The sequence below is a fragment of the Bartonella sp. AP58NXGY genome (assembly GCF_042195785.1).
Classification (GTDB): Bacteria; Pseudomonadota; Alphaproteobacteria; order Rhizobiales; family Rhizobiaceae; genus Bartonella.
In genome coordinates this window covers 1-583 of the sequence record NZ_JBHIOY010000387.1, presented here as the reverse complement: position 1 = coordinate 583, position 583 = coordinate 1, and the positions used below count along the sequence as shown (strand labels likewise).

Below are 583 nucleotides of genomic sequence, written 5' to 3'. Positions count from 1 at the left end.
TTTTGTAGTTTAGCAAGCATTCCAATTATATGTGCTTGTAACTCGGCAATGCCTTTTAGATCTTTTGTTGTCTTGATTTCGTTCAATAGTTCTTCAATTAGCTGAAAACGATTGCTTGCTTCCTGAAAAGTCTTTAAACTTACAGCTTTATCCGTGATGGCGGCATATTGGATACGCTTGTTGATGAAATCGCTAGATTCATGGATAGAGGCGGGAATTTCTTCTTCTTTTAAAATATTTTCACGTGATGAAGATAGAGTTGAATAAGTATTTTTATTATAGAGTGTCTCTGGATTTTTGAGAAAAAAACTGGTGTTATCTGTTTGATTCATTTTGAGTTTTTCAGTATCGAATTTCTGATTTCCCGTTATAGAATCATGAATTTTTTTCGTTTGTTCAAGTTGTTTTCTGAGTATATCGAGAAGTGGGGTAACTGGGTGTACTTTCTTTTTTGGTACAGTAATTTCAGGCTGTGGTGTGTTTGAATATGAACCTCCAAAAAGTTTATACAACGAGGATGAATCTGGAACCCCTTTAAGTATAAAAGCATTTGAGGGATTTGAAACTTTTAAAGTTATTGCTA

General features: G+C 33.6%; 1 protein-coding gene. It reads right to left on the bottom strand.

Features of this window, described 5'->3' with window-relative positions; translation table 11 throughout:
• The coding region (locus tag ACFINC_RS11600) for a type IV secretion system protein (RefSeq protein WP_375617296.1) at positions 1-583 on the bottom strand (583 nt) is incomplete at both ends.